The 25,689-nt window shown below is 69.8% G+C and carries 26 protein-coding genes; 7 read left to right on the top strand and 19 right to left on the bottom strand.

Annotation, left to right across the window (positions count from 1 at the left end; translation table 11 throughout):
• Nucleotides 1-7 precede the first annotated feature (7 nt).
• Nucleotides 8-355: a sec-independent translocase gene (locus ABIE44_RS12285; protein WP_209717417.1), complete on the top strand. Its 348-nt coding sequence runs from the start codon at nt 8-10 to the stop codon at nt 353-355.
• 122 nt (nt 356-477) lie between these two features.
• Here ABIE44_RS12285 and ABIE44_RS12280 read toward each other — a convergent pair whose 3' ends face one another.
• From ABIE44_RS12280 to sigE, 3 genes are read right to left on the bottom strand one after another with little or no spacing between them, the layout of a single operon-like run.
• Nucleotides 478-1,914 (bottom strand): S1C family serine protease, encoded by a 1,437-nt coding sequence (locus tag ABIE44_RS12280; protein ID WP_209717420.1) that lies wholly within the window; start codon nt 1,912-1,914, stop codon nt 478-480.
• A gap of 10 nt (nt 1,915-1,924) precedes the next feature.
• Nucleotides 1,925-2,395 carry an anti-sigma factor gene (locus tag ABIE44_RS12275; RefSeq protein ID WP_209717423.1) on the bottom strand — a complete coding sequence of 157 codons (471 nt, stop codon included), beginning with the start codon at nt 2,393-2,395 and terminating at the stop codon, nt 1,925-1,927.
• Between the two features lie 22 nt (nt 2,396-2,417).
• On the bottom strand, nt 2,418-3,005 hold the full coding sequence (sigE, locus tag ABIE44_RS12270; RefSeq protein ID WP_502912735.1) for an RNA polymerase sigma factor SigE: 588 nt from the start codon (nt 3,003-3,005) through the stop codon (nt 2,418-2,420).
• A gap of 238 nt (nt 3,006-3,243) precedes the next feature.
• Here sigE and ABIE44_RS12265 point away from each other — a divergent pair, with 238 nt between their 5' ends.
• Complete coding sequence (locus ABIE44_RS12265; RefSeq protein WP_209723306.1) at nt 3,244-3,894, top strand: O-methyltransferase; 651 nt, start codon at nt 3,244-3,246, stop codon at nt 3,892-3,894.
• 148 nt (nt 3,895-4,042) lie between these two features.
• On the opposite strand, the gene ABIE44_RS12260 is transcribed toward ABIE44_RS12265, so the two are convergent.
• The 8 genes from ABIE44_RS12260 to ABIE44_RS12225 form a co-directional block, all read right to left on the bottom strand.
• Nucleotides 4,043-5,635 (bottom strand): GAF domain-containing sensor histidine kinase, encoded by a 1,593-nt coding sequence (locus ABIE44_RS12260; protein WP_209717429.1) that lies wholly within the window; start codon nt 5,633-5,635, stop codon nt 4,043-4,045.
• A gap of 37 nt (nt 5,636-5,672) precedes the next feature.
• Nucleotides 5,673-6,125: a MarR family winged helix-turn-helix transcriptional regulator gene (locus ABIE44_RS12255; protein ID WP_209717432.1), complete on the bottom strand. Its 453-nt coding sequence runs from the start codon at nt 6,123-6,125 to the stop codon at nt 5,673-5,675.
• Nucleotides 6,125-7,699: an MDR family MFS transporter gene (locus ABIE44_RS12250; protein ID WP_354438046.1), complete on the bottom strand. Its 1,575-nt coding sequence runs from the start codon at nt 7,697-7,699 to the stop codon at nt 6,125-6,127. Before ABIE44_RS12250 ends, ABIE44_RS12255 begins: the two co-directional genes overlap by 1 nt.
• Nucleotides 7,700-7,988: 289 nt before the next feature.
• A complete protein-coding gene (locus ABIE44_RS12245) occupies nt 7,989-10,019 on the bottom strand; it encodes an ABC transporter ATP-binding protein (protein WP_209717435.1) in 2,031 nt (676 codons plus the stop codon).
• Nucleotides 10,016-11,749, bottom strand: coding sequence for an ABC transporter ATP-binding protein (locus ABIE44_RS12240; protein WP_209717438.1), 1,734 nt, complete (start codon nt 11,747-11,749; stop codon nt 10,016-10,018). Before ABIE44_RS12240 ends, ABIE44_RS12245 begins: the two co-directional genes overlap by 4 nt.
• Nucleotides 11,749-12,345 (bottom strand): TetR/AcrR family transcriptional regulator, encoded by a 597-nt coding sequence (locus ABIE44_RS12235; RefSeq protein WP_209717441.1) that lies wholly within the window; start codon nt 12,343-12,345, stop codon nt 11,749-11,751. The genes ABIE44_RS12240 and ABIE44_RS12235 overlap by 1 nt, the downstream gene beginning before the upstream one ends.
• Nucleotides 12,346-12,448: 103 nt before the next feature.
• Entirely contained in the window at nt 12,449-14,197 is a 1,749-nt protein-coding gene (locus ABIE44_RS12230) for a S8 family serine peptidase (RefSeq protein ID WP_209717443.1), read from the bottom strand.
• A gap of 97 nt (nt 14,198-14,294) precedes the next feature.
• Nucleotides 14,295-14,699, bottom strand: a complete 405-nt coding sequence (locus tag ABIE44_RS12225; RefSeq protein ID WP_354438045.1) for a MarR family winged helix-turn-helix transcriptional regulator — start codon at nt 14,697-14,699, stop codon at nt 14,295-14,297.
• Nucleotides 14,700-14,785: 86 nt separating this feature from the next.
• Here ABIE44_RS12225 and ABIE44_RS12220 point away from each other — a divergent pair, with 86 nt between their 5' ends.
• Entirely contained in the window at nt 14,786-16,246 is a 1,461-nt protein-coding gene (locus ABIE44_RS12220) for an MFS transporter (protein ID WP_209717446.1), read from the top strand.
• 9 nt (nt 16,247-16,255) lie between these two features.
• Here ABIE44_RS12220 and pdxH read toward each other — a convergent pair whose 3' ends face one another.
• Nucleotides 16,256-16,888 carry a pyridoxamine 5'-phosphate oxidase gene (pdxH, locus tag ABIE44_RS12215; protein WP_209723315.1) on the bottom strand — a complete coding sequence of 211 codons (633 nt, stop codon included), beginning with the start codon at nt 16,886-16,888 and terminating at the stop codon, nt 16,256-16,258.
• A gap of 160 nt (nt 16,889-17,048) precedes the next feature.
• Here pdxH and ABIE44_RS12210 point away from each other — a divergent pair, with 160 nt between their 5' ends.
• Nucleotides 17,049-18,152, top strand: coding sequence for a citrate synthase 2 (locus tag ABIE44_RS12210; RefSeq protein WP_209717448.1), 1,104 nt, complete (start codon nt 17,049-17,051; stop codon nt 18,150-18,152).
• A gap of 58 nt (nt 18,153-18,210) precedes the next feature.
• Here ABIE44_RS12210 and ABIE44_RS12205 read toward each other — a convergent pair whose 3' ends face one another.
• Together ABIE44_RS12205 and ABIE44_RS12200 are read right to left on the bottom strand one after the other, a co-directional pair.
• The gene (locus tag ABIE44_RS12205; RefSeq protein WP_209717452.1) at nt 18,211-18,828 is read right to left on the bottom strand and encodes a DedA family protein; all 618 of its coding nucleotides are present in this window, start codon (nt 18,826-18,828) and stop codon (nt 18,211-18,213) included.
• A 5-nt stretch (nt 18,829-18,833) separates the two neighbouring features.
• On the bottom strand, nt 18,834-19,472 hold the full coding sequence (locus tag ABIE44_RS12200; protein ID WP_209717455.1) for a DedA family protein: 639 nt from the start codon (nt 19,470-19,472) through the stop codon (nt 18,834-18,836).
• A 391-nt stretch (nt 19,473-19,863) separates the two neighbouring features.
• Between ABIE44_RS12200 and ABIE44_RS12195 the strand changes: the two genes are divergently transcribed.
• The gene (locus ABIE44_RS12195; protein WP_209717458.1) at nt 19,864-20,592 is read left to right on the top strand and encodes a hypothetical protein; all 729 of its coding nucleotides are present in this window, start codon (nt 19,864-19,866) and stop codon (nt 20,590-20,592) included.
• On the opposite strand, the gene ABIE44_RS12190 is transcribed toward ABIE44_RS12195, so the two are convergent.
• Nucleotides 20,593-20,892 (bottom strand): GNAT family N-acetyltransferase, encoded by a 300-nt coding sequence (locus ABIE44_RS12190; protein WP_354438044.1) that lies wholly within the window; start codon nt 20,890-20,892, stop codon nt 20,593-20,595. It lies immediately after the preceding gene.
• Nucleotides 20,893-20,929: 37 nt separating this feature from the next.
• Nucleotides 20,930-21,085 carry a hypothetical protein gene (locus tag ABIE44_RS12185; protein WP_354438043.1) on the bottom strand — a complete coding sequence of 52 codons (156 nt, stop codon included), beginning with the start codon at nt 21,083-21,085 and terminating at the stop codon, nt 20,930-20,932.
• A 95-nt stretch (nt 21,086-21,180) separates the two neighbouring features.
• On the opposite strand from ABIE44_RS12185, the gene serC reads away from it, so the two are divergent.
• Nucleotides 21,181-22,302: a phosphoserine transaminase gene (gene serC / locus ABIE44_RS12180; protein ID WP_209717462.1), complete on the top strand. Its 1,122-nt coding sequence runs from the start codon at nt 21,181-21,183 to the stop codon at nt 22,300-22,302.
• 87 nt (nt 22,303-22,389) lie between these two features.
• Nucleotides 22,390-23,025 (top strand): serine O-acetyltransferase, encoded by a 636-nt coding sequence (locus ABIE44_RS12175; protein ID WP_209717465.1) that lies wholly within the window; start codon nt 22,390-22,392, stop codon nt 23,023-23,025.
• A gap of 2 nt (nt 23,026-23,027) precedes the next feature.
• Here the strand turns inward: ABIE44_RS12175 and ABIE44_RS12170 are convergent, their stop codons facing one another.
• Genes ABIE44_RS12170 through ABIE44_RS12160 form a run of 3 tightly spaced genes read right to left on the bottom strand, consistent with a single transcriptional unit; the run spans nt 23,028 to nt 25,668 of the window.
• Nucleotides 23,028-23,525 (bottom strand): O-acetyl-ADP-ribose deacetylase, encoded by a 498-nt coding sequence (locus ABIE44_RS12170; protein WP_209717468.1) that lies wholly within the window; start codon nt 23,523-23,525, stop codon nt 23,028-23,030.
• Entirely contained in the window at nt 23,522-24,478 is a 957-nt protein-coding gene (locus tag ABIE44_RS12165) for a hypothetical protein (protein ID WP_209717471.1), read from the bottom strand. Before ABIE44_RS12165 ends, ABIE44_RS12170 begins: the two co-directional genes overlap by 4 nt.
• The gene (locus ABIE44_RS12160) at nt 24,475-25,668 is read right to left on the bottom strand and encodes a class I SAM-dependent methyltransferase (protein ID WP_209717474.1); all 1,194 of its coding nucleotides are present in this window, start codon (nt 25,666-25,668) and stop codon (nt 24,475-24,477) included. Before ABIE44_RS12160 ends, ABIE44_RS12165 begins: the two co-directional genes overlap by 4 nt.
• Nucleotides 25,669-25,689 lie beyond the last annotated feature (21 nt).

Genomic DNA, 25,689 nt, shown 5'->3' with positions numbered 1-25,689 from the left:
TCGCGGCATGTTCGGAGTCGGACTGCCTGAGCTGGCGGTGATCCTGCTGGTCGGGGTGATCGTTTTCGGCCCCGACAAGCTTCCGGACTACGCCCGCCAAGCGGGTCGGATGCTGCGTCAGCTGCGGAATTTCGCGCAGTCCGCGCAGAACGACCTGCGCAGCGAGCTCGGACCCGAGTTCGCCGACCTCAAGCTAACCGACCTCGACCCCCGGGTCGCGATCCGCAAGCACATCCTCGAGGCGATGGACGCCGACGACCTGGCCGAGGCGCAGGCGGCACGGCTCGCGGCGAAGACCGGCGGGCCCGACCTGGAGCCCGGCGAGCGCCCGCCGTACGACCTTGAGGCCACCTGAGCCGTCGCGAGACGTGGTGCATGGCAAGGCGGAGGAGCGCAGGCGTCCTTCAGCGGAGCGGACGTCACGTGCACGCCACCGAATTCAGGGAGGGCGCGGCCAGGTGCCGCGTATCGCGGCGGTTAGCCCGTCTTGGCGAGCAACCCGACCTTTATCTTCTTCGTCTCGCCGTCACGAATGATCGTCAGCGTCACCTTGTCGGTGACCCGGTGCGAGCGGATCGCCACGACGACGTCAGTCTGGTCGGTCACCGGACGGCCGTCGACCTCGGTGATCACGTCGCCGACCTTGAGGTCGGAGTCGGCCGCCGGCGTCCCCGAGTTGATCTCGGTGACCTCGGCGCCATCGATCTTCGCGTTGCCCTTCACGGTCACACCGATGACCGGGTACTGGGCCTCGCCGGTCCGCAGGATCTGGTCGACGGTCACCTGGACCTGCTCGATCGGGATCGCGAAGCCGATGCCGAGGTTGCCGCCCTCCTGGCTGCTGGAGCCCAGGGTCGCGATCGCCGAGTTCACGCCGATCACCTGACCCTGCAAGTTCGCCAGCGGGCCACCGGAGTTGCCCGGGTTGATCGCCGCGTCGGTCTGGATCGCGTTGATGAACGAGGCCTCGTCGCCGTCGCCGGTGGTCACCGGACGGTTCAGCGCGCTGATGATGCCGCTGGTCACCGACGCCGAGAGCGCGAGCGGCGACCCGACGGCGATGACCGTCTCGCCGACGCGCATCTGGTCCGCGGACCCGAGGGCGACCGGCGGGAGCTCCGCGACGTCGTCGACCTTGAGGACGGCGAGGTCGTAGACCGGGCTGCGGCCGACGACCGTGGCCTTGTGATGCTTGCCGGCCTGGTCGATGACGTCGATCGGGCCGTCGTCCTCGGCGGCCTCGGCGACCACGTGGTTGTTGGTGACGACGTGGCCCTCCTCGTCGAAGACCCAGCCGGAGCCGGCAGCCCCCTGGGCCTCACCCTTGTACTCGGCGACGATCTTGACCGTGCTCGGCAGCAGCTTCTGCGCAACCGCGGGGACGCTCGCGTTGTCGTCGGCGAGCGGCGCCGCGGTCCGGCGCTCCACCTGGAGCACACCCGGGTCGTCCTTCTTGTTGTCGGCCACCAGGGCCCCGCCGATGGCGCCGCCGAGGATGCCGACGACCAGGGAGAGGACCGCGATCAGCGGCCACAACCACCCGGGCAGGCCCGGCCTGGTGTCGCGGTGCGTCGGCGTGCTGTCGTAGCCGCCGCCGTACGGGTTCGGCGGCGGGAACGACAGGTACTCGGGCTGCGGGAGCTGCTCGGTGGGCTGGGTGCCGTACGGCGCCCCGTAGGCCGACTCGTACGGCGGCGGAACGGCGGGCGAAGCCTGTGGGGCGGCATCCTTCGGCTCCTCAGGAGCCGGCGGCGTCGCGGGGAGCGGGAAGTCCGATCCCGGGGGCGCGTAGGTGGGCAGACCCTCGTACGGCGTCGTCGGCTCGGTAGGAGTCTGCTCGGCCAGCGGCTGGGTGACCTCGTCGTCGGAGGAACCCTGCTCGTCCGGCTTGCCCGGGATGTCGCTCTCGCTCACACCCCTATCTTTACCTACCGCGGAAAGCCGCGTTCTCGATGTCCGCTGTCAGCCCGGTGCCCGGGTCGTTGCGCGGGATCCCGTTGCGGATCTGAGCGGGACCCTGACCGGGGACCTCTCCGCGGCCGACCGGCGGCGCGGTGACCGCCATCAGGGCGAGCACGGCGACGCCGACGGAACTGGCTCCGACCAGCGCCACGGTCGCGCGGCGACGGGTGGAGCGACGTTCGATCTCGTCGACCTGCGCCCAGGCGTCGACGTCGTACAGGTTGCCGAGCAGGCTCGGCGGAGCCGAGAGCGGGCTGGGGGCGGCGAGACCGGCGAGGCGCTGCTTGATCCAGCCCTCCCGCTCGACGAGCCGACGGCAGCCCTGGCAGCCCAGCACGTGGCTCCATGCCCGCTCCTCGTCGGCCTTTGAGAGCTGGCCGTCGACGAGAGCAGAGGCGTTCGACCCGATGTGGCCGTGCAACTTGAGGATCATCGGGATCCCGCCCCCGGGCGGATCATCCGGCGCGTCCTGCGAGCTGCGGCCCGGAGACCCGGACACGACCCGGTGCGGGAGCGCGGTGCGCCAGCGCCTTGCGCAGCATCGACCGACCGCGGTGGATGCGGGAGCGGACGGTGCCCATCTTCACGCCCAGGACGTCCGCGATCTCGTCGTAGGAGAGGCCCTCGACGTCGCAGAGCACGACCGCTGCGCGGAAGTCCGGCGGCAGCTGCGCGAGGGCGGCCTCGACGTCGGCGTCGAACATCTGGTTCAGGTACGCGACGTCCGGGGTGGCCACCGGACTGGGCAGCCGGTTGTCGGCGTCCTCGGGCAGGGCGTCGAAGCGGATCCGGCTCTTGCGGCGAGCCTGGTCGAGGAACAGATTCGTCGTGATCCGGTGCAACCAGCCCTCGAAGGTGCCGGGCGTGTAGGTGTGCAACGAGCGGAACACGCGGACGAAGACCTCCTGGGTGAGGTCCTCGGCGTCGTACGGGTTGCCGGTCAGGCGGTAGGCCAGCCGGTAGACCCGGGTGGAGTGCTGCTCGACGATCTCGTCCCAGGACGGGATCGCAGCGTCCAGGGGCTCACGGGAGGTTGCGCTCATGGTGGGCTCCTTGCTGCGGTTCGTGTCGAGACGACGGACCATCGGGTGCTGGGACCTCCACGCTAGGAAATGTTCTTGAGAGCCGGCTGAGACCGGACTGAGGGTCCCCCGGCAATCTACGCCCGGCGAGCTCGATGGTTCCAACGCTCTGGGGCACGCCGGTGTTCCCGGGCGAGGTCCCCGACGTCGGAGCGGCGCGACGGTACAGTCCCACCAAGGTCGAGAAGAGGAGCCCGTCATCGTCACCGCACCGAAGCCCGCGAGCTGGACCTACTCCGAGGAGTACGTCGCCGAGGACACCGTCCTGGCCAACGCCCGCGCCCGCGCCGACGAGGTCGGCGTTTCCGCGATCGGGCACGGCGGCGGCGCTGCACTGCGCTTCCTAGCCTCGGTCCTCGACGCCCGCGCGGCCGTCGAGATCGGCACCGGCACGGGAGTCTCGGGGCTCTGGATCCTGCGCGGCATGCGCCCCGACGGCGTGCTCACCTCGGTCGACACCGAGGCCGAGCACCAGCGGCTCGCCAAGGAGACGTTCACCGAGGCCGGCATCGCCTCGCAGCGCGCCCGGCTCATCCCCGGCGCTGCTCTCGAGGTGCTCCCCCGGTTGACCGACGGCCACTACGACCTCGTCTTCGCCGACGGCGACAAGCAGGAGTACCCCGAGTACCTCGCGGAGGCGCTTCGACTGCTCCGTCCCGGAGGCGTGGTCGTCTTCGACAACGCCCTGTGGCACGACAAGGTCGCCGACCCCGCCCAGCGCGACCCTGACACCATCGCGATCCGCGAGCTCTGCCGGGTCGTCAACGAGCACGAGTCGCTGGTGCCGGTGCTGCTGCCCGTCGGCGACGGGCTGCTGGTGGCCAAGAAGGAATGGACCCCGGAGACCTGAATCTCACGGACTCTGGGTCCTGAGCGTTGTCAGGCGTGGTGGAGCATGGCAAGGCGGAGGTGCGCAGGAGTCCTCATGCGGAGCGCAGCGGAGCGGACTTCAAGCGCCGACAACGCAGCCAGGTGCCGCGCATGGCAACGCTCAGGGCTCAGAGAGGGACTTCCCACTCTAGTAGCGTTCCGTGCGGCTCCTCGGGGCCGATTCGCATGACACCGCCGCGGTCGAACGCGCGCCGGCGCACGTTGCGCAGGCCGCTCTCGGAGACCTCGGGCCCGATGCCGCGACCGTTGTCGGACACGCGCAGCACCAACCGGTCCGCGAACACCTCGACCTCCACGATGCAGGCGTCCGCCTCGGCGTGACGGGCCACGTTGGAGAGCGCCTCGCGCAGGGTGGCGATCAGCTGCTCCGCGGTCTGCACCGGGACGACGTTGTCGATCGGTCCGCGCAGCCGGACGAAGGGCGTGAACCCGAGCACCGGGACGTACTCCTGGGCGAGCCCGCGGATCTGCGTGCCGAGCGAGCTGTCGTTCTTGCGACGCAGCTCGAAGATCGTCGTGCGGATGTCGCGGATCGTGGTGTTGAGCTCCTCGACGGACTCGTCGAGCCGGACCTTGACCTCGTCGAGCAGGACGGCACGCCGCAAGCCCTGGAGCTGGAGTCCGGTGGCGAAGAGCCGCTGGATGACGGTGTCGTGCAGGTCGCGGGCGATCCGGTCGCGGTCCGCGACGAGCATGTGCTCCTGTCGCTCGGCGAGCGCCTGGGTGCGGTCGAGCACCAGCGAGGCCTGACCCGCGAACTCGGAGAACTGGTCGATGTTCGGTCCGGCGACGCCCAGGGTGGACTGCTCGAGCGCGACCAGCAGGAAGTGGCCGCGCAGGAGCCGGGACGACAGCGGGATCACGATCCGGGTCAGGCCGTCCTCGCGCCCGTCGACCGGGCCGGCCACGACAGCCCGCTCCTCGACGCTCGCCGCGGCGATCGCCTTGCCCCACAGCTCGGTGAGGTCGCGGTCGTCGGGATCCTCACCGTCGGCGCGGATCGCTGCGACCAGCTCGAGGCCTTCCTCGTGGTCGCGGACCACCCCGACGCCGTACGCGTTGGCGACCTCGCGCAGGTGGTAGACGACGGCGGACAGGGCGGAGGACGGGCTGGCCGACCCCTCCAGCTCGTGGGACATCGCGATGCTCGCCTGCAGCCAGCGGTGCCGGGTCTCGACGTTCGCGAACGTGCGTGCGTTGGTGAGCACGAGTCCGGCGATCTGGGAGAACTCGTCCAGGACCCGCTCGTCGTCGTCGGTGAAGAGCTGACCGCCGACCTTCTCGGCGAGGTAGAGGTTGCCGTAGACCTCGCCGTCGACGCGGACCGGAACCCCGAGGAACGTCTCCATCGGGGGGTGGTTCTGCGGGAAGCCCATGGCCCGGGGGTGGCTGCCGATCTTGTCCAGCCTGATCGGCCGGGCGGTGTCCTCGACCAGCAGACCGAGTACCCCGTGCAGGGTCGGCAGCGTCGGGATCTTCGCCTTGGTCGCGTCGTCCATGCCGTGCACCACGTAGTCGGCCATCGCGCCGCGCTCGTCGATCAGCGCGAGAAACCCGTACCGGGCGCCGGTCAGCGAGCACGCCGCGCGGACCAGCCGGTCCAGCGCGCCGCGCAGGTCGAGGTCCGAGGACATGAGCAGGACGGCATCGAGAAGGCTCGTGATGTCGTTGCGCCCTGCCGCCCCCGTGCCCCGTTGCATCAGATCAGGCTATGTCCGTTTGGTCGCGTATGGCGAGTTATTCCGATATCGCGGCATTGAACCGGGCGAGCCCGGCGGCCAGTCCGGCGATCGACTCGGGGTCCCAGTCGGCGAGCTTCTCGCCCACCGCCTCGCGCCGCGCCTCCACGACGACCGCCATCCGCTCCTCAGCGTACGGGGTCACGCTGAGGATCGAGGCCCGACCGTCGGCCGGATCGGGGGTGCGCTCGATGAGCCCGAGCTCGAGGAGCTGGTGGACAGCCCGGCTCACCGCCCCCTTGTCGAGGGCGAAGAGGTCGGCCAGGTCCGCGGCCCGGTGCGGACCGAAGGCGTGCAAGGTGACCAGCAACGGGTACGCCGTGGCGCTGAGCGCGGGGTCGACCTGCGCTGCCCGTTCCGCCGTCCCCCGTCGGATCCGGCGCAGCAGCAGGCCGATCTCGTGCTCGAGCCCGCTGATCGCCTCGTCGCGGCGCGCGTCCCGCGGGGCCATCAGCCCACCAGCTCCGGCTCCTCGCGCGGCTCCGAGGCCAGGGTGGTCCGCAGCGGAACCTCCTTGATGAACAGCACCGCGATCAGCGCGAGCAGCGCGAACGGGGTGGCGACCAGGAACAGCTCACCGGTGGCCGAGCCGAAGGCGTGCTCGAAGACGGCGCGCACCGGCCCGGGCAGAGCAGAGAGATCGGGGATCTCGTGACTGGCGTGCCCCGAGGTCGGGATGCCGAGTGCACCAAGACCGGAGGTGACCTTCTCGGCGACCTGGGCGCTGAGGAGCGCACCGAGGGCCGAGACGCCGATGGACCCACCCATGGAGCGGAAGAACGTGACCACGGCGCTGGCCGAACCGATGTCGGACTCGGAGGCGTTGTTCTGGACGGCGAGCACCAGGTTCTGCATCGTCGACCCGAGACCGACACCGACGACGGCCATGAACAGGCCGACCACGACCAGCGGGGTCGTCTCGTCGATGGTGCTGAGCAGGCCCAGACCGGCGACCACCAGGACCATGCCGCCGACCAGGAACCGCTTCCACCGGCCGGTCGCGGTGATCACCCGGCCGCTGACGATGCTGGAGACCATCAGGCCGCCGACCATCGCGATCGACATCAGGCCGGCGTGGGTGGGACTCATCCCCCGGGCGATCTGGAAGTACTGCGAGAGGTAGACGGTGGCGCCGAACATCGCGACCCCGACGAAGACGCTGGCGATGACGGCCAGGCTCGTCGTCCGGTCAGCGAAGAGGTGCACCGGGATGATCGGCTCCTTGGCGACACGTGCCTCGACGTACACCGCGGCAGCGAGCAGGACCAGGCCGAGCGCGACCAGCAGGTAGCTCGTGCTCGACCCCCAACCGAAGTCGTTGCCGGCGAGCGAGACCCAGATCAGCAGTGTCGAGACGCCGCCGACGATCAGTCCGGCGCCGAGGTAGTCGATGCTGACCTGACGACGTACGACGGGGAGATGCAGGGTCTTCTGCAGCACCACGAAGGCGATCGCGGCGATCGGGATGCCGACGTAGAAGCAGGAGCGCCAGCCGAGGCCCGGCGCGTCGACGAGCAGGCCGCCGATCAACGGGCCGCTGACCGTGGCGATCGCGAAGGTCGCGCCGATGTAGCCGGAGTAGCGACCGCGCTCGCGCGGCGGGACCATCGAGGCGATCACGACCTGGACCAGCGCGGTCAGGCCGCCGACGCCGAGGCCCTGGAACGCACGAGCGCCGATGAGCACCCCCATGGAGGGAGCCGTCGCGGCGATCAGCGACCCGATGACGTAGATGACCAGCGCGCTCTGCACGAGGACCTTCTTGTTGAAGAGGTCGGCGAGCTTGCCCCAGATCGGGGTGGACGCGGTCATGGTGAGCAGGGTGGCCACGACGACCCAGGTGTAGCCGGACTGGCTCCCCTCGAGGTCGGTGACGATGCGCGGGAGCGCGTTGGACACGACGGTGCTCGACAGCATCGCCACGAACATGGCGAGGAGGAGGCCGGACAACGCTTCGAGGATCTCCCGGTGCGTCATCTGGCCGGGCTGCGCGGTGGTGGCAGCCGGGGTGGATTCAGAAGTCATAGTTGCATTCTGCAACTATTTAGTTGCTAGGCGCAACCTTTGTGAAGGACGTCACGAAAGCAGCGACCCGCAGGCGTGAACCTGACGGTTCTGGCCGGTGGACCACCGGTTCGCCTGCGGGTCGGGTGACTGCTTGGTATTCGTCGGCAGCGCCGACGGGTTGGTCCCGAGGGACCGGGCGCTGCTAGCGAGCAGCCACCTCACTTGTCCTAGAAGAATGCATTACTGGGACCACCTCCTTTCCGTGTGCTTCGAGATTACGTCGGAGGTCACTCCTGGACAACGGGGTTTATCCCGAGGCAGCAGCGGCGGCGAACTGTGCGTTGTAGAGCCGCGCGTAGGCGCCGTCCGCGACCAGCAACTCGTCGTGCGTGCCCTGCTCCACGATCGCGCCGTCCTCCATCACCAGGATCAGGTCGGCGTCCCGGATCGTGGAGAGCCGGTGCGCGATCACGAAGCACGTCCGGTCTGTCCGCAGTGCCGCCATCGCCTTCTGCAGCAGGAGCTCGGTCCGGGTGTCGACCGAGCTGGTCGCCTCGTCGAGGATCAGCAGCGCCGGGTCCGAGACGAACGCGCGGGCGATCGTCACCAGCTGGCGCTCACCGGCCGACAGGTTCGAACCCTCCTCGTCGATGACGGTGTCGTACCCGTCGGGCAGCGAGTGCACGAACCGGTCGACGAAGGTGGCCTGGGCGGCCTGGAGGATCTGCGCCTCGCTCGCCGACGGGTTGCCGTAGGCGATGTTGTCGCGGATCGTCCCCTCGAAGAGCCAGGTGTCCTGCAGGACCATGCCGGTCTGGGCGCGCAGCTCGCCTCGTGGCATGGCGGCGATGTCAACGCCGTCCAGGGTGATCTGCCCCGACTCGACGTCGTAGAAGCGCATCGCCAGGTTGACCAGCGTCGTCTTGCCGGCACCGGTCGGCCCGACGATCGCCACGGTGTGCCCTGGCTCGGCCACCAGCGACAGGTCCCGGATCAGCGGCTTCTCCGGGTCGTAGGAGAAGGCCACGTTCTCGAACCGCACGAGCCCGCGGCGCTGGCCCTCGGGCGCCGCGGCTGCCGTGCCGTCGGCCGGCTCCTCGGGCGCGTCGAGCAGCTCGAAGACCCGCTCCGCCGAGGCGACACCGGACTGCATCAGGTTGGCCATGGACGCCACCTGCGAGAGCGGTTGGGTGAACTGGCGCGTGTACTGGATGAAGGCCTGCACCTCACCGAGCGAGAGCGAGCCGCTCGCCACCCGCAAGCCGCCGAGCACGGCGACCAGGACGTAGTTGAGGTTCCCGACGAACATCATGATCGGCATGATCAGACCGCTGACGAACTGCGCCGAGAAGGACGCCTTGTAGAGCTCTTCGTTCTCCTCGGCGAAGACCCGCTCGGACTCGGCCTGGCGACCGAAGACCTTGACCAGCGTGTGGCCGGAGAAGGTCTCCTCGATGTGTCCGTTGAGGCGGCCCGTACGTCGCCACTGCTGCACGAACATCCCCTGGGACCGCTTCATCACGCGACCGGTGATGAACATGGAGATCGGGACCGAGACCACCGCTATCACCGCGAGCAGCGGCGAGATCCAGATCATCATCCCGAGCACGGCCAGGACGGTCAGCACCGAGGTGAGCAGCTGGCTCAGCGTCTGCTGGAGGGACTGCCCGAGGTTGTCGATGTCGTTGGTGACCCGCGAGAGCAGCTCGCCGCGCGGCTGCTTGTCGAAGTAGCTCAGCGGCAGCGCGTTGACCTTGTCCTCGACGTCCGAGCGCATCCGCAGGATCGTCGACTGCACGACGTCGTTGAGCAGGTAGCCGGCCAGCCAGGCGAGCACCGAACCCAGGACGTAGATCGCCAGCACGACCATGAGGACGTGGCCGACCTTGTCGAAGTCGACGCCCTGACCGGGCACGAAGTCCTTCATCGAGGCGATCAGCGAGGCCTTCTTGTCCTCGCCGGCCGCCCGCAGGTTCTCGACCAGCTGCTCCTTGGTGACGTCGGAGGGGATCTTCGGGTCACCGCCGAGCAGGCCGGCGAAGATCAGGTCCGTCGCCCTTCCGAGGATGCGCGGACCTACAGCGCTCAGGCCGACGCTGACCACGGTCAGGACGAGCACCGCCCCGAGCTTGAACCGTTGCGGGCTCATCCGACGCAGCAGGCGCAGCGCCGACGGTTTGAAGGTCGACGCCTTCTGCCCGACGATGCCGCCCCCGAACGGGCTGCGACCCGGGCCGGGGCCGGCGACGACGCGCTCGGTCTCCTTGAGCCGGCCACCACCGGCGGGGGTCTCAGAGGTCTCGACCGGGCTCGACCCGCTCCCTTCGGTCGCGCTCATGCCGCCTCCTCCGCGCTCAGCTGCGAAGCGACGATCTCCCGGTAGGTCTGGTTCGACGCCAGCAGGTCGTGGTGGGTACCTCGGCCGACGACCTCGCCGTCCTCGACGACGAGGATGAGGTCGGCATCGCGGATCGTCGAGACGCGCTGAGCCACGATCACGACCGTCGCGTCGGCCGTCACGGGCTTGAGCGCGGCGCGCAGCCGGGCGTCGGTGGCCAGGTCGAGCGCCGAGAACGCGTCGTCGAACAGGTAGATCTCGGGTCTGCGGATGACCGCTCTCGCGATCGCCAACCGCTGTCTCTGACCGCCGCTGACGTTGGTGCCGCCCTGCGCGATCGGCGCCTGCAGCCCCTCGGGCATGGCCTCGACGAACTCGCGCGCCTGGGCGATCTCGAGCGCCGCCCACATCTCGTCCTCGGTGGCGTCACCCTTCCCGTAGCGCAGGTTGTCCGCGATCGTGCCGGAGAACAGGAAACCGCGCTGCGGCACCAGACCCAGCTTCGACCAGAGCAGCTCCAGCTCGAGGTCGCGCACGTCGACGCCGTCGACGACAACCCGTCCGCCGGTCGCGTCGAAGAGCCGCGGCACCAGGTTCACCATCGTCGACTTGCCGGCACCGGTCGACCCGATGATGGCGACCGTCAGCCCGGGGCTCGCCTCGAAGGACACGTTCCGCACCACCGGCACCCCGGCGCCCGGGTAGGTGAACTCGACCCCCTCGAACCGCAGCGTCCCGCGCTCGGTGACCTCGGTGACCGGGTCGGCAGGAGGGACCACCGACGTGGCGGTGTCGAGCACCTCGGTGATCCGGTCCGCGCACACCGTGGAGCGCGGGATCATCATCATCATGAAGGTCGCCATCATCACCGACATGACGATCTGCATCAGGTAGGAGAGGTAAGCCGTGAGCTCGCCGACCTCCATGGCGCCCGACTCGACACGGTGGCCGCCGAACCACAGCACCGCGACCGAGGCGACGTTCGCGACCAGCATCACCGTCGGGAACATCCCGGCCAGCCACCGTCCGGCCCGGATGGAGACCTGGGTGAGGTCCTCGTTGGCCTCGGCGAAGCGCGCTGTCTCGTGAGGCTCGCGGACGAAGGCGCGCACCACGCGGACACCGGTGATCTGCTCGCGCAGCAACCGGTTCACCTCGTCGATGCGCTCCTGCATCTTCGCGAAGCTCGGCACCATCCGGGTGACGATGAACCCGATCGAGACGCCCAGGGTCGGCACGACGAGCAGCACCAGCCAGGACAACCCCGCGTTGACGTGCACGGCCATGACGACGCCGCCGACCATCATGATCGGCGCGGAGACCATCAGCGTCCCACCCATGAGCACGAGCATCTGCACCTGCTGGACGTCGTTGGTCTCGCGGGTGATCAGCGACGGGGCACCGAACTGCTGGACCTCGCGGGCAGAGAAGCTGCCGACGTGGTGGAACAGGCCCGCACGCACGTCGCGGCCGAACGACATCGCCGTACGGGCGGAGAACCAGACCGCGGTCACGGAACAGACGACCTGGAGCAGCGAGACCGCCAGCATCAGGCCGCCGTGCCGGACGATGTAGCCGGTGTCGCCGAAGACCACGCCCTTGTCGATGATGTCGGCGTTGAGGATCGGCAGGTAGAGCATCACCATCGTGCCGACGAACTGCAGCGCCACGACGATCGCGAGCTGCTTCTTGTAGGGCGCCAGGTACTCCCTGACCAGACGGACGAGCATCAGCTACTCCCTCGGGGGTCGGCCAGCAGGCCGACCAGAACGGTGTCGACGATCTCTTCGGGCGCCATCAGGTCGCCCATGTTCATGTGCTCGTTGCTGCCGCCGAGGGTGAGCAGGCGCAGCGTGTTGACCAGCCGCGCGGCTGGCACCCGGAGCAGGTCGGCATCCGGCTCGACGAGGCGGACCATCGCGAGGTCGACGTGGCGGCGCCAGTCCTCGTGCCGACCGTGGTCGGCCTTCACGACCGCTGGCGGCCCCATCGTTCCGAGCGCGCGGATCAGCCCGAAGGTCGAGATGTACCGCTCCTGGAGCAGCCGGGTGATCGCCAGCAGGCGCTCGCGCAGCGGGAGCGCGGGGTCGACGTCCTCGAGCTGCGTGACGAAGGTCGAGGAGCGGAAGGCGTGCAGCACCGCCTCGTCGACCAGCTCGTCCTTGCTGTTGAAGACCCGGAAGATCGTGCCCTCGGCCACACCGGCCGCGTCAGCGATCTGGCGGGTGGTCACGGAGCGCCCGTGCTCGTGGAGCAACGGGAGCGTCGCCTCGATCAGGGCGAGGCGACGTTCGGCGGCCGGCAGCGCGGGAGCACGAGGAGTCACCCTCCGAGACTAAGTGAGTGAGCACTCACTCACAAATGAATAAACGAGTCCGCCCCCGCCACGTTCTCCGTGGCGGGGGCGGACTGCTGATCGCCGGTCGCGCTCAGCGCACGACGCGGAGGGCGTTCACGATCCCGTGACCGTAGAACCCGTTGTAGTACTTCGTACCGACGCACTTCGCCGTGTACGACGCGTCCCGTCCCTCGTCGAGGTAGGACTGCACCCCGCCTGCCGGGCACGCGTGGTCGGTCGCCGTGCCGAGCAGCAGCGCGCGAACGATGACCGGGGACAGCCCGAACCCGCCGTGCCTGCTGGACCGCCCGTGCGCCCCGACCGCGAGGGCCGCGACCCCGGCGGCGTGCGGACTCGCCATGGAGGTGCCCTGGTAGAAGGCGTAGTAGCCGCAGGCCGCCGTGCCCGGAGCCGGCTTGGCCTGGCACACCTTCTGCACCCCGGACTCCTCACCGAGCTCGGTGATGTTCCCGTCGGCGTCCACCTCACCGGTCTCCTGGACCGAGACGAGCGGGACCGTCGAGAGGATCATGTTCTGGTTGGTCCGGAACGTCGGGGTGCCGAAGCCGTCCCGGAACCAGCCACCCGGCGCGGAGACCTCGACCTCACCGGAACGCAGGTCGGTGGTGTAGTTCGAGAAGTCCGACTTCTTGCCCGACGGCCCGAGCGCGTTCACCCCGATCACGTAACGACCTTCGACCGGCAGGTCGAGGCACTTGGCGTTGTCGATCGTCCTGTCGTGCGGCTCGGCGCCGTAGTCGGGACTCGAGGTGTCGACCCGCGGGTTCGCCAGGTCCTCGTTGTTGTTGCCCGTCGCCGCCACCAGCGTGACGTTCCGGTGGTGGGCGTAGGAGAGCGCGCGGTTCATCGCGGAGATGATCACGCCCTGCTCGGCAGCCTGCTCCGGGGTGTCCTCCGGGGCACCGCCGGCACAGTTGTAGAGCCAGGGGTCGACGTAGAAGCTCATGTTCACCACGTCGATACCGGCGTCCGCCGAGTAGGTGATCGCGTCGACGACCGGCTGCAGGAAGAAGTAGCCGCTGTCCTGACCGGCGCGCACCTCGACCAGGTCGACCTTGGGCGCGACCCCCGTGACACCGAGACCGTTGAGAGCGGCGCCGATGGTCCCGGCGACATGCGTGCCGTGCCCGCCGTCGTCCTCGCCGACAGGGTCCTTGCAACCCGCGCTCTCGCACGGCCCGTCGATCTCCGGGATGTCGGTGACGAAGTTCCGCGAGAGCTTGTAGTCGAAGTTCGGGTGGATGTCGGGGTGGTCGGCCTGGACGCCGGTGTCGATCACGCCGACCCGGACCTTCTTGTTCCCGAGCGTGTACTGGTGCGCCTTGTCGGCGCCGATCATCCGCATGCCCCACAGCTGGGAGTCGAGCGGGTCGGAAGTCGACTTCTTGGGCTTCTTCCCGGCCTTCGGCCGCTGGGCGACCTTGGCGTTGCGCGCCTTCGTGGACCGCAGGTTCTCCTGCTCCACGGCCTGCGGGCGACGCGTCGGCGCGTAGCCGATGGTCCGGTCCGTCGCGACACCCTCCGCGCCGGCGACCTTGGACGCGCGTCCCTTGAAGGCGGCGTCCGAGGAGGACACCGAGACCAGGCCGATCGCGCTGTTGACCGAGCTGACCTTGCCACCCGCGGCCTCGAGGCGCTTGGCGAGCGCTGTCGCCGACGAGCCTTCCTTCGCCAGCACGACGTACGACGTCGTGGCGGTCCGGCCGGCCGAGCTGGCCGCCGAGGGGCTCGCGGTCGACGTCCAGGTTGTTCCTGAGACGGTCGCGACGAGCAGGACGGCGGCCGTGGTGACGGCCGCCGAGACATGACTTCTACGCATGGTTACCTCCGAGACGAGCGGGCGACCCGATGCCGTCCGCTCACCTTGCAACCTAGGCGGCGCAGACCCTCGGGCGCCAGACCCCAGGCGGAACTCGTCAGGAGCGGGCCGGCTCCAGGCACCCGCCGCCGTCCTCGCGCAGGACACGGCGCTGGGTGGGGCGGGCCTCGGCGTAGCGCGCGCGCCCCTCGCTGGTCAGCTTCACGAACAGCGAACGACGGTCGGTGGAGCAGGTCTCACGGGTGACCAGTCCGTCGCGCTCTAGACGCGACACCAACCGCGACAAGGCACTCTGCGTCAGGTGGGCGCTCTCGGCGAGCACAGCCATTCGCAGGCTGCACTGGTCGGACTGCTCCAGCTGCTGGAGCACCTCGAACTCGCTGGCCGTCAGGTCGTGACCGGCGCTGAGCTCGCGGTCGAGCGCGCACATCAGCCGCTGGTACCGACCCATCAGCTGATGCCAGTCGGCTGCCAGCGCATCGTCGTCGGTACGTCGGGCCACACGCGCAGGGTACCAGATTCTCGTGCAACTTATGCATACGCATTATTTGCTTGCGCATTTAATGCACGTGCATAAGTGTGGGCCGCATGACAACCACAGCCCTCCCGACGCACACCCCGACGTCGGCGACGATCCACCACTCGCACCCCTGGCCGGCCCGGACCTGGCTCATGCTCGTCGTCCTGTGCGGCGCGCTCTTCCTCGACGGCCTCGACATCTCGATGGTCGGTGTCGCACTCCCCTCCATCGGCGAGGACCTCGCCATGTCCCCCTCCGCCCTGCAGTGGATCGTGAGCGGGTACGTCCTCGGATACGGCGGCCTGCTCCTGCTCGGCGGCCGCGCCGCGGACCTGCTCGGCCGCCGTCAGGTGTTCCTCACCGCGGTCGCCGTCTTCGGGATCGCCTCGGTGGTCAGCGCGACGCTCAGCAGCCCCGAGGCGATCATCGCGCTCCGCTTCGTCAAGGGCGTCGCCGCCGCCTTCACGGTGCCGGCCGGACTGTCCATCATCACCACGACCTTTGCCGAGGGCCCGGCCCGCAACCGCGCGCTGAGCATCTACACCGTGGTCGGAGCCAGTGGGTTCTCCCTCGGTCTGGTCTTCGGCGGCATCCTCACCGAGATCGGCTGGCGGGCGACGTTCCTGCTGCCCGGCCCGGTGGCGATCCTGCTCGTCGTGGTCGGCAGCAAGGTGCTGCCCGCCTCCTCCCGCGCCGTTACCCGCCTGGCCGACTTCGACCTCGTCGGGGCGCTCACCAGCACCGCGGCCCTGCTGCTGCTCGTGGTCGCCGTCGTCGAGGCGCCGACGCGAGGGTGGACCAGCCCCCTGGTGCTCAGCGGGTTCGGCGCCTCGCTGCTGCTGGCCACGGCGTTCGTGCTGACCGAGCTGCGGCACCCCTCGCCGCTGGTGCGCCTCGGGATCCTGCGGTCCTGGCACCTGGTGCACGCCAACGTCTCGGGCGCCGTGATGGCAGGCGGCTACTTCGCCTTCCAGTTCCTCGTGACGCTCTACCTGCAGGACTCGCTGGACTGGTCACCGCTGGCCATGGCGCTGGGGTTCCTGCCGGCCGGGCTCCTGGTGATCGCCAGCTCGACCCGGATGGACCGGGTGCTGAAGCGGGTGAGCACGCAGGCCCTGATCGCGACCGGCATGGTGTCGTTCCTGCTGGCGTACGTGCTGTTCCTTCGGGTCGACCCCGGCCTCGGGTACGCCGCCCTGCTGCTCCCCACGATGCTCCTGCTCGGGGTCGGGTTCGCCACGGCGTTCCCGTCGATCAACGCGCAGGCGACTGCCGGGGTCGCCGACCACGAGCAGGGACTGGCCTCGGGACTGGTGAACACCTCGGTCCAGCTCGGCGGAGCGGTGGTGCTGGCGGTCATCTCGGCCATCCTCGCGGGCGCTGCTGCGGACCAGGGTCCGGCCCGGGTCGACCAGGTCATCCCGGGGATGCTCTCGGGACTCCAGGTGATCGTCGCGATCACGGTCGTCGGGGTGCTCGCCTCGCTCGGCACGTTGCTGCTGTCCCGGCGCGCGCACCGGTTCACCTGAGTCGAGCGGCTACGGCGCGAGGCGGCGGGTCGACCACCCGTCGCCCTCGCGCCGGTACTGCAACCGATCGTGCATCCGACCACGGCGTCCCTGCCAGAACTCCACGGAGTCCGGTGTCACCAGGTAACCGCCCCAGTGCGGTGGCGCCGGGATGTCCGCGCCGGCGAAGCGCGCCTCGACCTCGGCGTACGCCGCGTCCAGATCGGCGCGGCTCCCGACCTCCGACGACTGCGCGGAGGCCCACGCCCCGAGCTGGGAACCGCGCGGTCGGGAGGCGAAGTACGTCTCGGTGACCTCGCGCGACGTCCGCGTCGCGATGCCCTCGATCCGGACCTGGCGCTGCAAGGCGTACCACCCGAAGAGCAGGGAGCAGCGCGGGTTGGCGGCGAGCTCGACGCCCTTGCGCGAGTGGTAGTTCGTGAAGAACACGAAGCCACCGTCCTCGACCCCCTTGAGCAGCACCGTCCGCGAGGAGGGAACGCCGTCGAGGCTGGTGGCCAGGACCATCGCGTTCGGCTCGCCGATCCCGGCGCCGCGCACGGCGTCGAACCAGGTGCTGAAGAGCGCCAGCGGCTCCGGCGTCAGCTCGGTCTCGTCGAGACCGCCGAGCTCGTACTCGGCCCGCAGGGCGGCCAGATCCATGGGGTCCACGTGCTTAGCCTAGGATCTGCGTGGAGTCTGGCCTGGGTGATCCCCTCGCCGACACGGCACGAGCCGCCCTCCTCCGCTTCGCTCCTCCGGCGCGTTCGGACCGGGTCGGCTCCCTCAGGCTCCGCCTGAGCTGACAAAGGAGTCGACACACATGACTGAGGTACACCACGGGCTGGAAGGCGTCGTCGCCTTCGCATCGGAGATCGCCGAACCCGACAAGGAAGGCTCCGCGCTCCGCTACCGCGGCGTCGACATCGAGGAGATCGTCGGCCGGATCCCGTTCGAGAAGGTGTGGGGCCTGCTGGTCGACGGCGCCTACGACCCGGGCCTGCCGCCCGCCGAGCAGTACCCGCTGCCCGTTCACTCCGGCGACATCCGCGTCGACGTGCAGAGCGCGATCGCGATGCTGGCACCTGCTTGGGGAATCCAGCAGACCTACGACATCGACGACACCCAGGTCCGCGAGGACCTCGGCCGAGCCGCCGTCATGGTCCTCTCCTACGTCGCCCAGGCGGCGCGAGGCATCGGTCAGCCGATGGTTCCGCAGAAGGAGGTCGACAAGGCCTCGACCATCGCCGAGCGGTTCATGATCCGCTGGCAGGGCGAGCCCGACCCCCAGCACGTCAAGGCCATCGACGCCTACTGGTCCTCGGCCGCCGAGCACGGCATGAACGCCTCGACCTTCACCGCCCGTGTCATCACCTCCACCGGCGCCGACGCCTGCGCCGCGCTCTCGGGTGCCGTCGGCGCGATGAGCGGCCCGCTGCACGGCGGCGCGCCGGCTCGCGTGCTGACGATGATCGAGGACGTCGAGCGGATCGGGGATGCCTCGAAGTACGTCAAGGGCCTCCTCGACGAGGGCGAGCGACTGATGGGCTTCGGTCACCGCGTCTACCGCGCCGAGGACCCGCGCGCCCGGGTGCTTCGGCGTACGGCGCGCGAGCTGAACGCCCCGCGCTACCAGGTCGCCGAGGCCCTGGAGCAGGCTGCGCTGGCCGAGCTCCGCGAGCGTCGTCCGGACCGCGTGCTCGAGACCAACGTCGAGTTCTGGGCGGCCATCGTCCTGGACTTCGCGCAGGTCCCGCCGCACATGTTCACCTCGATGTTCACCTGCGCGCGCACGGCGGGATGGTCGGCGCACATCCTGGAGCAGAAGCGAACCGGCCGCCTGATCCGTCCGTCGGCGATCTACACCGGCCCGGCCAGCCGCAAGGCGTCCGACGTCCCGGGCTACCACGAGGAGTGGGCCCTCTAACCGCTTCGGTCATCCCTGTCGAGAAGCACCTCTCCGCCCGGCGGAGGGGTGCTTCTTGCTAGGGAGTACCCGGGTCGGGGCGCCGCTCGGAGCGCACCTTCCAGACGACGGCCGCCACCACGACGATCACGGCGAGGCCGATCGCGACGCCGCGGCCGGCCTGGTGCTCGACCTTCTTGTACGACGCACCCGCCAGGTAGCCGAGGCTGACGAACGCCGTGCCCCAGACGATCCCGCCGGCGGCGTTCCACACCAGGAACTTCCGGTACGGCATCTCGGCAGCACCGGCGAGCGCGGGCATCATCGCGCGGAAGAACGCCGTGAACCGGCCCAGGAAGACGGCGATGCCGCCGCGCACCCGCAGGAAGTCCTGAGCCCGGGCGATGCGCACCTGGTGCTTGAGGAGGATCCGGTGGTTCAGCACCCGCGGTAGGTAGCGCTTGCCGACCTCGTACCCGACCGAGTCACCCACGATCGCGGCCGCCACCACCACGAGGACCGGGACCACCAGCGCGATGTCCTGCACGTTCGTGCCGACACCGGAGAGCACCGCGGCGGTCTCCCCGGGGATCAGGAACCCGATGAAGATCGCGTCCTCGGCGAAGACCAGCAGGGCCGCGACGCTCAGCAGCCACGCCGGATCGAGGTTGAGGAGGTTGTCGAGGAGGCCGCTCACGGGCGTCAGTCTGCCGGAACGGCGACCACACCGGGCAGCGCACGCGCAGCACGGCGGCGACGAGCCACGACGACGGCGGTGAGGCACAGACCGAGGACCAGCAGGGCGATCGTCACCGGCTTCGACATCAGCCCGGTGCCGATCGAGGGCAGGGCGGATCCGCCGAGGTAACCGAGTCCGACGGTTGCGCTTCCCCAGGCGAATGCCCCGGCGACGTTCCAGACCAGGAACTGCCGGACCGGTACGCCGGCAGCACCGGCCAGAGCGGGCGAGGTCGCCCGCAGCACGGCGACCGAGCGGCCGATCATCAGCGCCAGACCCGCACGGCGGCGCAGGAGGTCGCGGGCGGAGTCCAGCCGAGCTGCGTGCCGGGCCAGCAGACGGTGCTCGAAGATCAGGTCGCCGTGCCGGCGCCCGATGCCGAACCCGACGGTCGCTCCGATGATCGCGGCCGCAACGATGCCGGCGTACGCGAGCGGCAGGTTGACGTGCCCCAGCCCCGCGAGCACGCCGGAGAACACCGCCGCCTTCCCGCCGGGGACCAGGAAGCCGACCACCAGCGCCGTCTGCACCAGCACGAGCCCGACCGCCACCGCAACGACCACGTACGGGTCGAGGGCGTTCAGGTCGAGGAGGTCAGGCACGGGTCGAGGCTATCGAGTGCCCGAGCTTGCTCGAGGCCGAGTGGCCGAGAACCCGCTGACGAGCGAAGCGAGGAGCACGGGTCGAGGTTACGCGTACGAGCGGAGCGGCGAGGAGCTTGCTCCGTCGTCCGCGTAGCGAGAAGCGTTGAGGAGCGCATCGACGATCATCGAGTGCCCGAGCTTGCTCGAGGCCGAGTGGCCGAGAACCCGTTGACGAGCGAAGCGAGGAGCACGGGTCGAGGTTACGCGTACGAGCGGAGCGGCGAGGAGCTCGGCCGAGGCCGGTAAGGCGCACCTTCGTGATCCAGACCACAAAAACCCAATCCGGGGTGCCGCCAGTACCGAATCACCATCACTCGAGCTCATCAACCACTTCCCGAAGGACCACCTCATGCGCCTCCGTCTCAGCAAGCCCACCCCCGCCTTCGTCGTCGCCGTCGCTGCCCTGGCCGTGTGCTTGGGAGGAACGTCGTACGCCGTCGCCACGATCGGCTCCGATGACGTCAAGAACGGTTCCTTGACCGGTGTCGACATCAAGGACGGGTCGCTGCGCGGCAACGACGTCGCCAACGGCTCCCTGCGTGGTCGTGACATCGCGAACGGCAGCCTGACCAGGAAGGACTTCAGCGAGGGCACCCTGCTGAAGGGCGACAAGGGCAGCAAGGGCGACACCGGCCCGAAGGGTGACAAGGGTGACGACGGCGACCAGGGCCTCCAGGGTGTCGCCACCCGATGGGCGCTGATCGACGAGGCCGGCGCGATCATCGAGCAGTCCGGTGGCTTCACCGTCAGCGACGCCTACGTGACCAACAACAACATCTACATCGACGCGCACGAGAGCCTGGTCGGCAACGGCGTCGTGGCAACGATCGCGATCCAGAACCAGATCGACCGCGACCCGGTGGCCGACGGCATCCAGGGCACCTTCTCGGGTGAGATCTCCGCGAGCCGCTGCAACTTGGCGGCGGTCGTCTGCGCCCCGGCAGGCACCAACAACAACACCCACTTCGTGGTCAGCCCCCGCAACAGCGATGGCACCGCGACCAGCAGCACCACCCGCAAGCGCTTCTACGTCGTCATCACGGGCAACAGCTCGGACTACGTGGCGCCGGCCGCCTGATCACAGAACCAAGGCCATGCAGCGGTTTTTCGGCGAGCTCCTGTAGTAGCCGAAGCCGGGGATGGACCGGTAGCCCGAGGACTCGTACAACGCGAGTGCCTCGGGCTGCTCGGTTCCGGTCTCGAGGATCATGAGATCGGCACCGGCTGCGCGCGCCGTCGACTCGAGATGGGCGAGCATCGCGCGAGCCAGACCCCGACCTCGACCGGCCGGGGCGACGTACATCCGCTTGATCTCGGCGGCGTCGCTGCGCTCGAACGCCGTTACGTCCGTACGCCGGTGCCAGGCCCCCGTGGCCACCGGGACGCCGTCGAGGTACCCGACGAAGAAGGCACCCTCAGGCGGGCGCGAAGTAGCCCTCGGGGATCGGCGTCTCGTCGCGGCTGCCGTAGCGGGCGACGTACTCGAGCTGGACCTCCTCGACCAGGCGGGCCGCGTCGGGATCGCCGATCAGGCGCATCTCGATCCGCAAGTCCGGCCTGACCCCGTCCATGTCGTCCGCTCCGTTATGCCTAGTGTGGTGAGTGCTGTCAGAATAGGACCGGCTGACAGCGTCGTCAGAACTCACCTTCGACTCAAGGACACGTAGTGAACGACGCCATCCAGATCCCTGACAGCCTCAAGCCCGCCGACGGTCGTTTCGGCGCCGGCCCCTCGAAGATCCAGACGTCGCACCTGGACGCCCTCGCCGCGACCGGCGCGAGCCTGATGGGCACCTCGCACCGCCAGGCCCCGGTCAAGAACACGGTGGGCCGCGTGCGCGACGGTCTCGCCTCGCTGTTCGACCTGCCCGACGGCTACGAGGTCGTGCTCGGCAACGGTGGCGCGACCGCGTTCTGGGACATCGCGACCTTCGGCCTGATCGAGAAGAAGTCGCAGCACCTGACCTTCGGTGAGTTCTCGAGCAAGTTCGCCTCGTCGGTCAAGGCCGCCCCGTGGCTCGACGCCCCCACCGTCATCTCGGCCGACCCGGGCTCGCGTCCCGACGCGGTGGCCGAGGCGGGCGTGGACGTCTACGGCTGGGCCCACAACGAGACCTCGACGGCCGTGATGGCACCGGTCGTCCGCCCCGCAGGAGCCGACGAGGGTTCGCTGGTCCTCATCGACGCGACCTCGGGCGCCGGCGGTCTGCCCGTCGACCTGACCCAGAGCGACGTGTACTACTTCGCCCCGCAGAAGTGCTTCGCCTCGGACGGCGGGATCTGGTTCGGCATCTTCTCGCCCGCCGCGCTCGAGCGCGCCGAGAAGCTTGCCGGCTCGGACCGCTACATCCCGCCGTTCTTCGACCTGAAGACCGCGATCGACAACAGCCGCCTGAACCAGACCTACAACACCCCCTCGGTCGCGACGTTGTTCCTCATGGCCGAGCAGCTGGACTGGATGAACGCGAACGGCAACATCGACGGCATGGTCGCCCGGACGACGGCCTCCTCGGACGCGCTGTACGGCTGGGCCGAGAAGACGTCGTACACGACGCCGTACGTGGCAGACCCGAGCCACCGCTCGCTGGTCATCGGCACGATCGACTTCGACGAGTCGATCAACGCCGACCAGGTGGCCAAGACGCTGCGCGCCAACGGCATCGTCGACACCGAGCCGTACCGCAAGCTCGGCCGCAACCAGCTGCGCATCGCCATGTACCCCGCCGTCGACCCGGCCGACATCGAGGCCCTGACGGCCTGCATCGATCACGTCGTCGGCGCGCTCTGACGGAACAGGTCGGTCGAGCGCAGTCGAGACCCTCGCGTTTCGTGGTCTCGACTACGCTCGACCAGCCGCGTCCCTAGGATTGCCCCCATGCCGACCGTCACCTCGTCCGAGGGCCTGAGCTTCAAGCAGCTCATCTTCTCCGACCTCAACCGCTACCGCCCCGGAGCGAAGACCTCCTACCTCCGGGTGCTGCTGACCGGCATCTCGCACCCCGGCCTTCTCGCCCAGTGGGTTCTGCGCAAGCAGCAGGTCGCGTTCCGCAAGGGCAAGGTCCGCAAGGCGTTCCTGTGGCGCAGCGTCGGGATGTACCTGTTCAGCGCCGACTTCGTCCCCGGCATGGACATCGGCCCGGGCTTCATGATCCCGCACCCGAGCGCCACCGTGATCGGCAACGGCCTGCGGATGGGCGCGAACGTCACCTTCGGAGGCGCCGTCACCGCCGGCGTCCAGCAGCCCGACACCCCGCCGGGCGAGGACGGCTTCCCGGTCGTCGGCGACGGCGCGATCGTGCTCGCGAACGCCGTCCTGGTCGGCCCGGTCACCATCGGCAATTACGCCCAGGTCGGCGCCAATTCGGTCGTCCTCTCCGACGTCGCCGACTTCGCCTGCGTCTTCGGCGTCCCGGCGCGCAAGGTCGCTGAGCGCAAGGGCATCCTGCCCGGGTCCTACGAGCTGCTCGCCGAGCCGCCGCCCAAGGAGCCGAAGCCGGCGGCCGAAGCCTGAGGCTAGGCCCCCACCAGGCGTCGTACGGCGTCGTAGGCGTCCGCCCCGAAGGCGACGATGCAGGCGTCGCCGACCTGGGTCGGGGTGCCGCGCAACGTCTCGACCGCCGCGAGGATCGCGTCCTCGCGCGGCCAGCCGTACGACCCTGCCGAGACCAGCGGGAACGCGACGCTGGTCGCGCCGATCTCGTCTGCGACCGCCAGCGCGTTCGCGTAGCACGAGGTCAGCAGGTTCCGGTCGGTCTCGCCGCGGTTGCGGTTCGGGCCGACCACGTGGATCACCCAGCGCGCGGGTAGGTCGCCCGCGGTCGTCCAACCGGCCTCGCCGGTGGCCAGCCCGTTCGGGAACCTGCGGCGGCAGTCCTCGAGCACCGCCGGGCCGCCGGCGCGGTGGATCGCGCCGTCGACGCCTCCACCACCTCGCATCGCCCGGTTCGCGGCGTTGACGACCGCATCGACCTCTTGGGCGGTGATGTCGCCCTGCACCGCTGTGATCCTCATCGTCGCCTCCTCACCAAGGAGAGAAACAGTGCCACAGCGCCGACCCCGAGGGCACCGAGACCCACCCAGGACCAGTCGATCCCACCAGCCTCGTCCGCGACGATCACGCCGTCGTCGTCCAGACCGCCGTCGGAACCGCCGCCGGGGCCGCCGTCCGCCGTCGTCGTCGGGTCGCTCATCGCGCGGCGCACGTCGGCCGGGAGCTTGATCTGCAGAACGGGGGCGTTCACGCCTTCGGAGCTGAGCCGGACCCGCCCCGACCTTCCGATCGAGACGCCCTCGCCCTGCTCCTGGCTCGGTAGGCCGAACTGGCCGACCACCTCGAACGCGGGGAAGGTGAGCACCAGCGCGCCGCCGTACCCGCGGACCAGCACGTGCTTGCCATCGGGGAACATCGCCGCGTCGGTGGCGTAGAGGTCGACCGGCGGTCCCGCCTGCAGCTTGTTCGGCCGGCCCGGGTCGAGGTTCTTCGGAGCCACGTAGACCCGACCGCCGAGGAAGTTCTTGGTGATGATCCGCAGCCGCCCGTCCGGCCCGACGACGAGCGACTCGGCGTCGTGCGCTCCGTCGGGGTAGACCAGGTCGTACGACGGCGCGTCGACGACACGGTCGGTCCTGCCCACCGGGACCCGGTAGACCTGCACGCTGCGCCGCTTGACCAAGTTGTCCCCGATGTCGCCGACCCAGACGGCGTCCCTGCCGGCGGGCGCGAGCGCCTCGACGTCCTCGACCTCGTCGGCGAAGCGGGTCGTCGACACCGTCCGACCTGATCGTGCGTCGACCACGAAGACCTCGGGGCCTCCGCCGGAGTCGTTCGTGGTGACCATCAGCGGGCCGAGGTCGACCAGTCCACTGGACTCGTTGATGGCGGTGTCGCGGAATTCGAACACCGGGGTGCCGTGCACGTTCGCCGCCAGCAGACCGGCGGCGACGGCGCCCGCGAACCAGCTCATCCGAGCAGCTCTGCCAGCTTCGGCTCGACCTGCCACGTCGCCGTGAGAGCAGCGAGCTCCTCGTCGGCCCCGGAAGCCACCGCTCCGGTGGCAGCAGCGCGGATCAAGGTGTTGCGCGGGGTGTGCTCGCTGCCGACGAACTCCACGACGTCGACCCGGTACCCGCGGGTGCGCAGCAGAGCGGCCCGAAGGGCGTCGGTGAGGGTGTCGGCGAAACGTTCGCGGAGGATCCCGTCCCGGGTCAGCAGCGAGTACGGCGCCGGGGCGGGTCGGCTCCGCAGCTGCCGGGAGACGTCCTTGTGGCAGCAGGGCGCAGCGAGGACCAGGTCTGCGGACCACTCGACCGCCCGCGCGAGAGCGTCGTCCGTGGCGGTGTCGCAGGCGTGCAGCGCCAGCACCACCTGCGGGGTCTCCTCCAGCACCACGTCGTCGATGCCCGCCTTGACGAAGGTGACCTGGTCCTCGACGCCGAGCCGCCGGGCGACCTCGGTGTTGTGCGCCCGGGACTGCTCCTTCACGTCGACGCCGACCAGCCGCACCGGCAAGCCCCGCACCCGGCTCAGCCAGGCGTGCGCGGCGAACGTCAGGTACGCGTTCCCGCAGCCGAGGTCGACCACGCGCAGGGGGTCCTCGGCAGTCGGTGCGAGTCGACCGGCGCCGAGGGCGTCGTCGACCGAGGCGCCGAGCTCTCGGAGGAACTCCTCGACCTGGCGGTACTTCGCGCGACGGGTCGGCTTCACGACGCCCTTCGCGTCACTGATGCCGAGCGCCACCAGGACCGGGTCGTCCTCGGGCAGCATCCGGGCCTTGGCCCGGTCGTGGGCGCGTTCGGCCACGGCAGCGACGCCGGCGGTGATGCCGACTGCGGCCTCGCCGCCCTTGGTGACCCGCAGCTGGACGGTCTCGGCGGTGGTCTCCACGTGCCAGTTGCCGAACGGCTCGGCGAGCAGCTCGGCGACCGCTGCCGGGGCGTCGTCGGGGCCGTGGTTGCTCACGTGGGCCTGGGTCTCGTCGTACCGGGTGATCTGGAGGCGGCGACCGGCCTTGAGGTCGACGTAGCGCAGCTCGACCCGCGTCCACCTCGGACGCTGACCCTTGCGACGACCGCTCGCCAGGGCGCGGACCAGCGTGTCCGGCGCCAGCAGGTGGTCGCGGACCCGCATCTGCGCGGAGGCGAGCGGCTCGATCATCGGACTAGCGGGCGAGCTTGG

The sequence above is a fragment of the Marmoricola sp. OAE513 genome (genome assembly GCF_040546585.1).
GTDB lineage: Bacteria > Actinomycetota > Actinomycetes > Propionibacteriales > Nocardioidaceae > Marmoricola.
This window is presented reverse-complemented; position numbering and strand designations above follow the sequence as displayed.